The following is an 11,442-nucleotide window of genomic DNA, read 5'->3' on the forward strand; positions in this document are numbered from 1 at the left end:
TCAGCTCCCCGTGCGGCGCAGCAGGCATCCGACCGTGCGCAGCAGGATGCACAGGTCCTGCCAGAGCGACCAGCTGTCGATGTACGCGTTGTCGTAGCGGCACCGGTCCTCGATGGAGGTGTCCCCGCGCAGACCGTGGATCTGGGCGAGGCCGGTGATGCCGGTCGGCATCCGGTGGCGGTACGCGTACTGCGGGTGGCGCAGGCTGAACCGGTCGACGAAGAAGGGGCGTTCGGGGCGCGGTCCGACCAGGCTCATGTCGCCGCGCAGCACGTTCCACAGCTGGGGCAGCTCGTCCAGCGAGGTGCCGCGCAGGAACCGGCAGAAGGGGCTCATGCGGTGCTCGTCGGCGACGCTCCACCGGGTGGCCGACTCCTGGGGGTCGGCGGGGCGGTGGGTGCGGAACTTCAGGAGCGTGAACAGCCGTCCGTCCTTGCCGACGCGCTCCTGGCGGAACACCACACCCGGGCCCTCCGTGGCGCGGAGCACCAGCGCGCAGGCGAGCAGCAGCGGCCCGGTGAGCAGGAGCAGGGTGCCGGACACGGCGATGTCGAGGGCCCGTTTGCCCGCGCTCGGCCGCGGCCGGTCGGCGGCCACCAGCGGGCGGCAGCGGAATCCGGCCACGAACAGGGGGCGGGCGCGGTCGCGCGGCGCGGGCACGGCCGGGCCGCGCGGGTCGACCTCCCACAGCTCGCAGCCGAGTGAGCGCAGGGCGGCGGCGCGGGCGTCGTCGGCGGGGGCGCGGCCGGACAGGAGCAGGACGGCGCGGACGTCGTTCTGGATGACGGCACGGTGCAGTTCGTCCTCGGAGGACAGCAGGGGGAGTTCGGGCGCGGCGTCCCCGTGCTGCTCGGAGCCGCCGCCGGGCCCGCTGCCGGAGCCGCCGCCGGGCCCGCCAGGTCCACCACCTGGCCCGCCGCCGGGCCCCGCACCCCGTTCGAACTCGTCCGCGCGATCGGCGTAATCGGCGTAGTCGGCGTAATCCGTACGGTTCCCGTACTCGTAGTCCCCCGATTCCCCCGACTCCCCCACCACCCCCACCGGCCGCACCCCGCACCGCGGCCGCCGCAGCAGGGCCGCCGCCACGCTCCGTGCCTGGCCGCCGTGGCCGAGCACCAGGACGGGGCGGGGCCTGCGCGCGGCCGCCGCCCTGCGGTGCCAGTGCGCGAGGGCACGGCCGCCCGCGCCGAGCACGCCGTGCAGCGCGGCCGCGGTGAGCAGGGTGGCCGGGGGCACCGGCGGACACGGGGGGACGGCCGGGGCGAGCGCCGGGGTCAGGGCGAGGGCGAGGACCGCGGCGGCGCACCAGGCGAGGGCGATCCGCCAGGCGAGGGCGGGCAGTTCGTCGAGGACGGACGGTGCGAGCGTGTCCTCGTACAGCCCGCCCTGGGTGTTGAGGGCGAGGACGCCGATGAGGAGCAGGGCGAGCAGGGCCGGGGAGCGGTACGGGTCCGGGAGCAGCAGGGCGGCGGTCACGGCGGCGAACGCGTCGGCGGTGAGCGGGGCGAGGGCCCGGTGGCCGCGGTGGACGGGCGGTCCGCCGCGGCGTCCGGCGCTGCCGGCCGGTGCTCCCCGGGGAGCTACGACGAGCGGCCCGGTGCGGTGCCGCTCGTCCTGCCGTGGGTGTCCGGACGCCGAGGTGACGGTACGTTCCGCGCTCACGTGGTGCTGCACTCCCTGTGCTCGGTGGGCGCCGGGCCCAGAAGTTCGCGGTACACCGCTTCGACCGCGGCCGCCGTACGGCGCACGTCGTGGTGGTCGAGGACGTGCGCGCGCCCCTGTGTGCCCAGGGACTCCCGCAGGGCCGAGTCGCGCAGCAGGGCCGTCAGGGCGTCGGCCAGCGCGTCCGGGTCCTCGGGCGGGACCAGGGCGTGGGCGTGGTGCGCGGGCGGCAGGCTCTCGCGGGCGCCGTCCACATCGGTGAGGACGACGGGCCGGGCGCAGGCCATGGCCTCCAGGGGCGCGAGCGCCATGCCTTCCCAGCGGGACGGCTGGACGACCACGTCGGCCGCCCGGTACCAGGGCGCGGTGTCCTCGGCCGCGCCCACGAACATCACGGAGGAGCGGGCCGCCGCGGCCGACCCGGCGTCAGGCGGGCCTGCCCGCAAGCCGGTTGTCCTGGGCGGCCCGGTCGGCAGCCCTGTCGCGTGAGCGGGCCCCACCCGTGCCTCCGCCGTGCCGAGCGCCCCCGCCCGCAGCCCTGTCGCGTCAGTGAGTCCTGCCCGCGCTCCTTCCGCGTCGTGCGCCCCCGCCCGCACCCCCACCACGTCGCACGCCCCCGCCGACAGCCCCGCTTCACCGAGCCCCGCCTCACCGAGCCCCGCTTCACCGAGCCCCGCTTCACCGAGCCCCGCTTCACCGAGCCCCGCTTCACCGAGCCCCGCCTCACCGAGCCCCGCCTCACCGAGCCCCGCCTCATCCAGCCCCGCCCGCAGCGTCTCCGCGTCGGGTCCGTCGCCGACCAGCACGAGCCGGGCCCCCGGCACGCGCGCGGCCACCGTCGGCCAGGCGCGGAGCAGCACGTCCTGCCCCTTCTGGCGGCACAGCCGACCGACGCAGACGACCCAGGGGGCGTCCAGCACCCGGGGAGCGCCCGGCCCACCCAGCTCGTCCAGCAGGTCCAGCCCGTCCGGCGTGCCCAGTGCGCCCGGCCGGTCCAGCCCACCGAACCCGTCCAGCCCACCGAACCCATCCGGCCCACCGAACCCATCCGGCCCACCCGTACCGCCCACACCCCACAAGCCGCCCCCCGCCGCAAGCAGCCCCGCGCGCGCCGCGCGCCGGTCGGCGGGGACGAACCGCTCCGGGTCGATGCCGTTCGGCACGATGGAGCAGGGCCCCGTGATGCCCGCGCGGCGGCCGGTGTCCCGTTCCGCCTCGCTGACGCACAGGGTGCGGGCCGTCCAGCGGGCCGCGTGCCGCTCCCAGGTGCGGGCGAGCAGCGCGACGCTGCCGTCGACGGCCTCGAACGACCAGGCGTGCGGCTGGAAGACGGTCGGTACGCGCCCGCGCACGGCGACCCGGGCCGCGAGCCCCGCCTTCGCGCTGTGCGCGTGCACGAGGGTGGGCCGGACGGCGTCCACGATCCGGGCGAGGTCGCGCACCTCGGCGCGCAGGCCGGGCCCGGGGGAGCGGGCGGCCGCCCACGGGTGCACGGGCACGGGCGCCGCCGAGCGGGCGAGGGTGCCGCCGTCGGGGCAGGCCAGGTGCACGTCGATGCCCGCGGCGCGCTGCGCCCTGACGAGGTCGGTGACGACGCGGGCGACGCCGCCGTCGACGGGCTGGCTGACGTGCAGGACGCGCGGCGCGGGGGAGGAGTTCGACGGCAGTTGCATGCACGACTCCTTGAGTTCCTAGGGTCAGGACGACGGAATACGCGCTACCGCTTCACGTCGACGGCGGCGAAGAGCACACCCGTCCAGGCCGCGTCCCGCCGCGCGGACATCCGCACCGTCAAGTCGCCGCGCTGTCCGCGCAGCCGGTCGGGCAGGCGCAGCACGTCGGAGTCGTAGCCCAGGGTGTTGGCGTACGCCGGGCTCCTGCGGGCCGGCCGGCCGGGCTCGCTGACGGTCGAGTTCAGTACGTCGTCGGCGGGGTTGGCGCGGTCCGAGAGCGGCACGGGCCTGCCGCGCCCCGCGGACACGTGCACCGCGTCCCCGCGCACGCCCCGGTCGCCGTCGTACGCGACGAGCTCGACGACCCCGCCGCCCGCCGCACCGGGCGCCACGGGAACGCCCTTCATCCGCACCGTGTGCCGCTGCCCCGGCACGCCGAACGAGTCGAACCCGTCCCACAGCGCGAGCGACCGCTTCGGCAGCGCCGCGTTCTCGTACGCCACGACCAGCGTCCAGCCGCCCCACGCCCCGGCCTTGGAGTGCCCCATCGCCACATTGACCTGCGCGACCGTGTAGAGCCCCGAGCCGGAGCCGCGGACCAGCGAGGTGACGTCGGCGGACGCCTGGAACGCGTCCGCGCCGCCCGCGACCCGGTGGCCGGTCAGGGTGTCGGCGAGGACGGCGCGGTAGCTGCCGCCGGGCTCGGCGATCAGGACCCGGCCGTTGTCCTTGGGCGGCTTCTGCTCCCCGACGCGGAGGTTGCCGCCCCAGTACAGGCGGGCGTACGAGACCCGGGACCCGGCGGGAAGGCGGACCTCGCCCGCGCTGGAGTTGTACGTGTTCGGGTCGCGGTCGATGTCCGTGTAGAACATCTCGAAGTCGTGGTTCGCGCCGGGTCCGCCGCGCCGCACGTCCGCGCACGGGGCCGCCGCGCGGGACACCGGGCGGCGGCAGGTGATCGCCGAGTTGGCGGCCCGGACGATCCCGCCGTGCTGGACCGCGTGGTAGCGCTGTGCGAAGGCGATGCGGGGCTTCTCGCCCGCGGGGGCGGCGGTGGCGGCGGTGTCTGTGCCCGGGGCCGCGGTGCCGGTGCCGGTCAGCGAGAGGCACCCGGTGAGGGCGAGCAGGACGGCGAGCACACGACGCGGGCCCAGAAGATGACGCATGACGGCACTGGCCTTCCACGGTGCGGTTAATCGCATTAAATGTGTGGATCTGAGCGCGTATGACGGAAATAGACTCAGAAGGAAGCGCAACAGTAGCGTTTATTGCGGGAGTTTCTGATGACTTGGTGGCGTGTGTCGGATTGGTGAAGCGTGTGGCCGAACCGCGAGCAAGACATCACTCATCTGGGCGCACAACCGACGGTCGGGGAACTCAGTTGATCCCCACACCGGGCATCACGCACGGCTTTCAGCATCACCAGCATCGGAACAAGGAGCAGTACTCCATGTCGCGTACCAGCAAGGCCCTCGCCCTCTCCGCCGTCGCCGCCGCAGCCGTCGCGGGTGGCGCCGGTGTCGCCGCCGCCGACAGTGGCGCGCAGGGTGCGGCCACCCACTCCCCCGGCGTCGTCTCCGGCAACGCCATCCAGGTGCCGGTGCACGTTCCCGTCAACGTGTGCGGCAACAGCATCAACGTCATCGGTCTGCTGAACCCGGCGTTCGGCAACACCTGCGTCAACGACTGACGTACGGCCGTTCGGCGTACAGCGCCTGACGCACAGTCGGCACAGCGGCGGTCGTCCCCGGTCCCGGGGGCGGCCGCCGCTTCGTGTGCGCGCGCATCCGGTCGGAGTACTCCGGTACCCCGTATGGACGTCCGTACGGCGGGTCGTCGGGCGCCCGCCGCCCTTCCTTCTCACCTGCGCCGATGCCGGTTTCCCCGAGAGCGACACGCCACAGTGCGTGGTCGCTCGGTTGCGGACAGTGGGTGCCGTTTAGACGGTGATCACAGGATCTGACGCACCACCGAAAGGGAACTGACCCATGCGAGCTCTGCCTGTACGGCGCATCGCGACCACCTTCCTGTGCACCGCGCTGCTCCTCGGCACCGCGGGCCCCGTCTATGCCGCGACCCACGACGACACGGCGCGCGAGGCCGCGGCGGCCGCGCCGCAGGCGCCCGTGCCCGGCGCCGACGCGCTCCTGGCGCAGGTGAAGACGCTCGGCGACATCGGCGGCGTCCTCAAGCCGGTCACCGACCTGCTCGACGCCGCCCTCAAGGCGGACAACGGCCAGCTTCCGGCGGCGGACGCCACGAAGCTCGGGGACGCCGTCAAGACCGCGATCGCCGCGGTCACGGCGGCGGCCCCCAAGGGCGCCGAACTCCCCGCCACCCCGCAGCTCCCGGCCACCCCGCAGCTCCCGGCGACCCCGCAGCTCCCGCTGGGCGGCGCGCCGGCCGCCCAGGCGCCGATGGACCTCAAGGGCGACGCCCTGGCCGCGCTGCAGAAGGCGGTCGACACCCTCCTCAAGGCCGTCACCGGCGGCGACCCGACGGCCGTCCTGCCGGCGGCGACCGCGGTCGTCACCGGCCTGGTCAACGTCGTCGTCGCCACCGTCCTCGGCGGCGGCCTGCCGGTGCCGAACCTGCCCGGCCTGCCCGCGCTGCCCAAGCTGCCGACCGACGCGCTGCCGCTGCCCAAGCTCCCGGTCTGAGGCCGCGCCCCGCACCTTCGCCACCCGCCGCTCCCGTACCCCGGAGCGGCGGGTGGCTTCGTCAACCCCGTCTTCGTCAACCCCGTCTGAAAATACGCCTGTTGATATGAGAAATGGCGGCCTTTATTCATCCGTGCGGGCCGGGGGAAGTTTCCTCTCAGGGGTTTCCGCAGCGTCCTGCGCTCGTTAGGCGTAGTGAACTCGAGAGACAGGCATTCGCTGCCTGAACGGTGCCCCCATAGGCGATCGAAGTCGCCGAAGAAAGGAACACGATGAAGTCCCTCAAGGCTGCCGCTGTCCTGGCCGGGTCGATGGCCGTCGCCGGTGTCGCCGCGCCCGCCATGGCCAGCGACCTGACGCCCACCAGCCTGAACGGCGGCCTGGAGACCGTTCTCGGCCAGTCGATGCTGGACACCAAGCCGGTCAGCACGAACATGCTGGACACCGAGAACAAGGACTCCGTCGTCAACACCGTCACGGACGCCGCGGAGGGTGTGAACCAGGGCGGCGGTCCCGCGAAGCTGCTCGGTGGACTTCCGCTCCAGAAGTAGTGGACTTCCCCTCACCGAGCCTTCGCGTAATGGGGGAATGAGGGGCGAGAACGTGTGGGCGTGTTATTGCGAAGCTTTCCGCATTCATGTCCATAGGCTGGCGTAAACCCAAGGAAAGGTTTTGATCATGAAGAATGTCAAGAAGGCCGCACTCGTCATCGCCGCCGCCGGACTCGCCGCGGGTGCCGCGTCCGGCAGCGCCTTCGCCAGTGGTGACGGCGCCAGCGCCGAGGGCGCCGCGGTCGGCTCCCCGGGTGTCGGCTCCGGCAACCTCGCCCAGGTCCCGGTGCACGTCCCGGTGAACGTCTCCGGCAACACGGCCAACCTGATCGGCGCCCTCAACCCGGCGTTCGGCAACTCGTCCGTCAACGACTGAAAGCCCCTCGGGGACGCCTCCGCACCCGGAGGCGAAAGGGCCGGTCCGGCGACACACCGCCGGGACCGGCCCTTCGTCGTCGGCGGACCGGGCACGTCAAGTCCGAGGGCGTGCTGACCCCATCGTGTGATGCCGTTTCCGCGCTCCGCCAGACAGGTGACAAAGGGATTCGGGCGGCCCCCACGCGTCTATAGCGTGCAGCCCATGACCTCAACCTCCAACGAACAGCGCACCTTCCGGGTGACCGACCTCGGCACCCTCGCCGTCCTCGCCTGGAGCGGCGAACACCCGGAGGACGAGCAGGACATGGCCTTCCTCCTGGCCTACTCCCTGGGCGACGCCGAAGGCGGACCCGAAGCCACGGCCGAGGCCATGCGCACCCTCCTGCGCAACGAGCAACTGCCCCTCGGCGGACCCGTCCTCGACGGCGCCCGCACCCCCTCCCTGCCGGTCAGCCTCCTCGTCGAGGCCGAGCAGGCCGTCGTGAACATGCCCCACGTCAAGGCGCAGTGCGTCGTCCCGCCCGAGTGGCTCGCCGCCGTCGAACAGCGCGGCCACGCCTACTTCATGATCACCACCGTGGCCTGGCCCGAGGGCAAGCCCGGCAGCCCCGTCTCCGAGGAGGCGCTGCGCGACTTCGCCGGGTCCGAGGACACCATGCTGAACGCGGCCCACTGCCTGCTGCCCGTGCGCAGGCTGCGCGCCTGATGCGCACCGTCGCGACCACGGGACGGGTACCGGCGCAGGTCTCCGGAGCCCGGCCCGCCACCGCCCCCCGGCCGGAGAACTCCCGGACGGCCGGGGGCGGGCGCGGCCTCGCCCTGCTGCTCGTGCTCACGGCGGCGGCGGGGCTGCTCGCCTCCTGGGTCATCACCCTCGACAAGCTCCGGCTCCTGAAGGACCCGGACTACGTCCCCGGGTGCAGCATGAACCCGGTGGTGTCCTGCGGCAGCATCATGAAGAGCGAGCAGGCCGCGGTGTTCGGGTTCCCCAACCCGCTGCTCGGCCTCGCCGCGTACGCCGTCGTCCTCTGCGTCGGCGTGAGCCTCCTCGCCGGGGCCCGCCTGCCCCGCTGGTACTGGCTGACGTTCAACGCGGGCACGCTCTTCGGCGTCGGATTCTGCACCTGGCTGCAATTCCAGTCGTTCTACCGTGTCAACGCGCTGTGCCTGTGGTGCTGTCTGGCGTGGGCCGCCACGATCCTCATGTTCTGGTACGTGACCTCGCACAATGTGCGCCATGGACTTCTGCCCGCGCCCGCGTGGCTGCGTACGTTCATGAATGACTTCACCTGGGTTCTCCCGGTGCTGCACGCGGGCGTCATCGGCATGCTGATTCTCACCCGTTGGTGGGATTTCTGGATGAGCTGACCGCGATTTCGTCGAAAGCGTCCCCGTGCGGGAGGAGAATGCCGCGGTGTCGTCCGTACGCAGAGTCAGCGTAGCCAACCGGCTGACGCGCCGTCATCTGATCGCCGTCGCGGCCGCGGCGGCCCTCGGAGCCATCGGCGCCTTTCGCGGGCTGCGTGAGAAGGACGAGCGGGAGGGGCTGCCGGGGGCGCCGGGCGGGCCCGGGTTCGACGAGACGTACCGCGGCCGGCGCATCCAGGGCGAGCCCACGACGGGCGAGCGCGAGCACGGGCCCGACGGCTGGCGGGTCACCGTCGACGGGCAGCCGCTCGGCCTGATGCGCCGCGCCGACGGCAGCTATCTGAGCATGGTGGACCACTACCAGTCGTACGCGACGCCCCTGGCGGCCGCCCGCGGCGCGGTCGACGAACTCGGCTCGTACCAGACCCTGAGCGGTCGACTCCACTGAGCCCCGCCCGCACCGGGACCGGAGATACGGACGGACAGCGACTGCCATGGCCTACACGCGCAAGAACCAGAACAGCCTCAGCCGGGCCGAGCGGCGCCGGTTCGTCGACGCCGTGCTGCGCCTCAAACGCCGGGGCGAGTACGACGAGTTCGTGCGCACGCACATCGACTTCTACGTCTCCGACGGCGACGACCGGCTGCGTGTCGCCCATATGACGCCCACCTTCCTGCCCTGGCACCGCCGCTTCCTGCTCGACTTCGAGCGGGCCCTGCGCCGCGTCGACGACAGCGTCACCGTGCCGTACTGGGACTGGACGAAGGACCGCAGCCCGGCCGGGTCGCTGTGGGGCGAGGACCTGATGGGCGGCAACGGCCGGCGCTCCGACCGGCGGGTCATGACCGGTCCCTTCGCCCGCGGCAACGGCTGGGTCGTCAAGGAGGCCGTCACCGACGGGGACTTCCTCACCCGCGACCTCGGGCGCCGCGCCGCCCCGCTGGAGCTGCCGACCCGCCGCGACGTGGACTGGGCGATGGCGGAGACGGTGTACGACGTCGAGCCGTGGGACTCCACCTCGCGGCGCGGCTTCCGCAACCGCCTGGAGGGCTGGACGGAGGAGAGCGGAAGCGCGCGCTGGCAGAACCACAACCGGGTGCACCGGTGGGTCGGCGGGCACATGCTCGGCGGCGCCTCCGTCAACGACCCCGTCTTCTGGCTGAACCACGCCTTCGTGGACCTGCTGTGGAGCAGGTGGCAGCGGCAGCGCCCCGACTCCGCCCCGTTCCTGCCGGCCAAGCCGCCCACCCTCGGCGAAGCGCAGTACCGGCGCATCGTGGCGCGCCGTGAGCCGATGCCGCCGTGGCGGACGACGCCGCAGGACATGCTCAGCCACAAGGCGGTCTACCGGTACGCCGAGTGACCGGACACGTTCGCACCGCCCGCGCGGGCGGCCCGCGCACACAGCGAAGCCCCCGGCCGCAGCCGGGGGCTTCGCCTCGGCGTCACTTGCCGTAGCCGCCGTGCATGTCGCCCTTGTTGGCGCACTGGTTGCCGAACGCCGGGTTCAGCAGGCCGACGACGTCGACGGTGTTGCCGCAGACGTTCACCGGAACGTTGACGGGGACCTGGATCAGGTTGCCCGAGAGCACACCGGGGGAGCCGACGGCCTTGCCCTGCGCGCCCGCGTCCGCCGAGGCAAGCGCGGCACCGCTGAGTACGACGGCACCCGCGCCGAGCGTCACGGCGGCTGCCTTCGCGATGCGAGACATCACGTTCTCCTTTGACTGGGGAAATACGGCCGCAAAGGGACGGCCGTGTCCCTCTAACGCACGTTCTTGACACGAAGTCACGCCGGGTGAGGCTTTGCGTATTCGTGTCGTACGAGGGGGCGAGAAATGCCGGAGAACACCTCGGGTCGGCGTGCGCTTCCTGAGTGACAGCGGTCGGCGAGCCGTATCCTTCACCGCGCCCGGGCGTTTGTGAGGGCATGACATCAGCACGCCGACTCATGGCCGCCGTCTCCCTCGCCGCCGGTGCCGCCGCTCTGGCCGCGCCCGCCGCGCACGCGTCCACCGACGCGTCGACCGCGTCCAAGATCTCCGTCCTGGACACGATCGACGAACTGCAGACCTCCGGCATCCCCGCCGAGCACCGGCACCAGGTGCCCACGGTCGCCAGCCAGCTGGGCGGCCTGCACCAGCTGCACCAACTGCACCAGCTCACCGACCTGGTGGCGCCCGTGACCAACGCGGTGCCCGCCGTCCAGTAGCCCGCGGCCGAAGCTCGCGGACAAGCCGCCTACAGCAGCCGTACCCCTCGCCTGGCCAGGTAGGAGACGGGGTTGATGTCCGAGCCGTAGCCGCGCCGGGCCCGTATCTCCAGGTGGAGGTGCGGGCCCGTGGCACGTCCGGTGGCGCCGCTGTAGCCGATGCGGGCGCCGGTGCGGATGCGCTGGCCCTGGCGCACCGAGATCCGGGAGAGGTGCGCGAACAGCACGTAGTGCCGGTCCGGCATCCGCACCGTCACCGCCTTGCCGTACGCCCCCGACCAGCGGGCGAGCACGACGACTCCGCCGGTCACCGCGTACACCGGGGTCCCGCGCGGCACGCCCAGGTCGATTCCGGTGTGGTGCCCGGCGGCCCAGTTGCCGCGCACGCCGTAGCGCGAGGTGACGCGGTAGCGGCGGCGCAGCGGCCGGGTGTACCTGCCCGTGGGCTTGCCCGGAACACCGAGGCTCCGGCTGTCCTCCTCGGGGAGCAGCGCCTCCGCGGCCAAGAGGTCGGCCTCGAACTCCTCGTCGAAGTCCGCGACGCACCAGTCCTCGGCCTCGGGAGCCCACTCCTCCCCCGGCGCGGCCCATTCGTCGTCGTCCGCCGCCGCGGGGGTCGCCGTCGCCGCTGTCAGCGCGCCGCCGGCCAGCAGTCCCGCGGCCAGACCGAGCGCGTCCCGTCGTGTGGTGCCCGCTTCGCGCGGGCCGTCTATGCCGTAGCCCATACCTGCAAGGACACGCGGGACGGGAGCGGGCCGCACGGCCGGTTGCTCCGCATGGCGTAAGGGGGTGCCGGGCGCGCCGCCCTTCGTGGGGGCGGTGTGCCCGGTGGGGCTGCCGGGTGCCGGGTGCGGCGGTGTCCCCGGGAGGGTGACGGCCGCGGGGGGCCGTTCGTGTCCTCGTGCCCGCCCTGTCGGCATCCGGCCCACGCTAGGCT

14 protein-coding genes are annotated in these 11,442 nt (G+C 73.3%); 9 read left to right on the top strand and 5 right to left on the bottom strand.

Annotated elements, in window-relative coordinates:
• From AB6L24_RS24930 to AB6L24_RS24940, 3 genes are read right to left on the bottom strand one after another with little or no spacing between them, the layout of a single operon-like run.
• The gene (locus tag AB6L24_RS24930) at nt 1-1,662 is read right to left on the bottom strand and encodes a sugar transferase (RefSeq protein ID WP_405658604.1); all 1,662 of its coding nucleotides are present in this window, start codon (nt 1,660-1,662) and stop codon (nt 1-3) included.
• Nucleotides 1,659-3,335 carry a glycosyltransferase gene (locus tag AB6L24_RS24935; RefSeq protein ID WP_405658606.1) on the bottom strand — a complete coding sequence of 559 codons (1,677 nt, stop codon included), beginning with the start codon at nt 3,333-3,335 and terminating at the stop codon, nt 1,659-1,661. Before AB6L24_RS24935 ends, AB6L24_RS24930 begins: the two co-directional genes overlap by 4 nt.
• 44 nt (nt 3,336-3,379) lie before the next feature.
• Complete coding sequence (locus AB6L24_RS24940; protein WP_405658609.1) at nt 3,380-4,501, bottom strand: DUF3344 domain-containing protein; 1,122 nt, start codon at nt 4,499-4,501, stop codon at nt 3,380-3,382.
• 284 nt (nt 4,502-4,785) lie between these two features.
• On the opposite strand from AB6L24_RS24940, the gene AB6L24_RS24945 reads away from it, so the two are divergent.
• From AB6L24_RS24945 to AB6L24_RS24980, 8 genes are all read left to right on the top strand, one after another.
• On the top strand, nt 4,786-5,025 hold the full coding sequence (locus AB6L24_RS24945) for a chaplin (RefSeq protein ID WP_087887727.1): 240 nt from the start codon (nt 4,786-4,788) through the stop codon (nt 5,023-5,025).
• 298 nt (nt 5,026-5,323) lie between these two features.
• Complete coding sequence (locus tag AB6L24_RS24950) at nt 5,324-5,995, top strand: hypothetical protein (RefSeq protein ID WP_405658611.1); 672 nt, start codon at nt 5,324-5,326, stop codon at nt 5,993-5,995.
• 272 nt (nt 5,996-6,267) lie between these two features.
• A complete protein-coding gene (locus tag AB6L24_RS24955) occupies nt 6,268-6,546 on the top strand; it encodes a hypothetical protein (protein ID WP_405658613.1) in 279 nt (92 codons plus the stop codon).
• 127 nt (nt 6,547-6,673) lie between these two features.
• Nucleotides 6,674-6,922 carry a chaplin gene (locus tag AB6L24_RS24960; protein ID WP_405658615.1) on the top strand — a complete coding sequence of 83 codons (249 nt, stop codon included), beginning with the start codon at nt 6,674-6,676 and terminating at the stop codon, nt 6,920-6,922.
• A gap of 204 nt (nt 6,923-7,126) precedes the next feature.
• Entirely contained in the window at nt 7,127-7,630 is a 504-nt protein-coding gene (locus tag AB6L24_RS24965) for a DUF5949 family protein (protein ID WP_030360553.1), read from the top strand.
• On the top strand, nt 7,630-8,292 hold the full coding sequence (locus tag AB6L24_RS24970; RefSeq protein ID WP_405658618.1) for a vitamin K epoxide reductase family protein: 663 nt from the start codon (nt 7,630-7,632) through the stop codon (nt 8,290-8,292). The genes AB6L24_RS24965 and AB6L24_RS24970 overlap by 1 nt, the downstream gene beginning before the upstream one ends.
• 25 nt (nt 8,293-8,317) lie before the next feature.
• Nucleotides 8,318-8,740 (top strand): tyrosinase cofactor, encoded by a 423-nt coding sequence (locus tag AB6L24_RS24975; protein WP_405658621.1) that lies wholly within the window; start codon nt 8,318-8,320, stop codon nt 8,738-8,740.
• Nucleotides 8,741-8,786: 46 nt separating this feature from the next.
• A complete protein-coding gene (locus AB6L24_RS24980) occupies nt 8,787-9,656 on the top strand; it encodes a tyrosinase family protein (RefSeq protein ID WP_405658624.1) in 870 nt (289 codons plus the stop codon).
• An 82-nt stretch (nt 9,657-9,738) separates the two neighbouring features.
• On the opposite strand, the gene AB6L24_RS24985 is transcribed toward AB6L24_RS24980, so the two are convergent.
• Nucleotides 9,739-10,005, bottom strand: a complete 267-nt coding sequence (locus AB6L24_RS24985) for a chaplin (RefSeq protein ID WP_405658626.1) — start codon at nt 10,003-10,005, stop codon at nt 9,739-9,741.
• 218 nt (nt 10,006-10,223) lie between these two features.
• Between AB6L24_RS24985 and AB6L24_RS24990 the strand changes: the two genes are divergently transcribed.
• Complete coding sequence (locus AB6L24_RS24990) at nt 10,224-10,505, top strand: hypothetical protein (RefSeq protein WP_405658629.1); 282 nt, start codon at nt 10,224-10,226, stop codon at nt 10,503-10,505.
• 29 nt (nt 10,506-10,534) lie between these two features.
• Here the strand turns inward: AB6L24_RS24990 and AB6L24_RS24995 are convergent, their stop codons facing one another.
• Nucleotides 10,535-11,230, bottom strand: coding sequence for a M23 family metallopeptidase (locus tag AB6L24_RS24995; RefSeq protein ID WP_405658631.1), 696 nt, complete (start codon nt 11,228-11,230; stop codon nt 10,535-10,537).
• Nucleotides 11,231-11,442: the final 212 nt, after the last annotated feature.

This window comes from Streptomyces sp. RK9 (genome assembly GCF_045070545.1).
GTDB classification, from domain to species: domain Bacteria; phylum Actinomycetota; class Actinomycetes; order Streptomycetales; family Streptomycetaceae; genus Streptomyces; species Streptomyces alboflavus.

Bases quoted from the DNA above. Each gene is read 5' to 3' on its own strand.
- AB6L24_RS24985 (WP_405658626.1), bottom strand. From the start codon at position 10,005: ATGTCTCGCATCGCGAAGGCAGCCGCCGTGACGCTCGGCGCGGGTGCC.
- AB6L24_RS24960 (WP_405658615.1), top strand. From the start codon at position 6,674: ATGAAGAATGTCAAGAAGGCCGCACTCGTCATCGCCGCCGCCGGACTC.
- AB6L24_RS24970 (WP_405658618.1), top strand. From the start codon at position 7,630: ATGCGCACCGTCGCGACCACGGGACGGGTACCGGCGCAGGTCTCCGGA.
- AB6L24_RS24990 (WP_405658629.1), top strand. From the start codon at position 10,224: ATGACATCAGCACGCCGACTCATGGCCGCCGTCTCCCTCGCCGCCGGT.
- AB6L24_RS24955 (WP_405658613.1), top strand. From the start codon at position 6,268: ATGAAGTCCCTCAAGGCTGCCGCTGTCCTGGCCGGGTCGATGGCCGTC.
- AB6L24_RS24965 (WP_030360553.1), top strand. From the start codon at position 7,127: ATGACCTCAACCTCCAACGAACAGCGCACCTTCCGGGTGACCGACCTC.
- AB6L24_RS24935 (WP_405658606.1), bottom strand. From the start codon at position 3,335: ATGCAACTGCCGTCGAACTCCTCCCCCGCGCCGCGCGTCCTGCACGTC.
- AB6L24_RS24950 (WP_405658611.1), top strand. From the start codon at position 5,324: ATGCGAGCTCTGCCTGTACGGCGCATCGCGACCACCTTCCTGTGCACC.
- AB6L24_RS24995 (WP_405658631.1), bottom strand. From the start codon at position 11,230: ATGGGCTACGGCATAGACGGCCCGCGCGAAGCGGGCACCACACGACGG.
- AB6L24_RS24980 (WP_405658624.1), top strand. From the start codon at position 8,787: ATGGCCTACACGCGCAAGAACCAGAACAGCCTCAGCCGGGCCGAGCGG.
- AB6L24_RS24940 (WP_405658609.1), bottom strand. From the start codon at position 4,501: ATGCGTCATCTTCTGGGCCCGCGTCGTGTGCTCGCCGTCCTGCTCGCC.
- AB6L24_RS24945 (WP_087887727.1), top strand. From the start codon at position 4,786: ATGTCGCGTACCAGCAAGGCCCTCGCCCTCTCCGCCGTCGCCGCCGCA.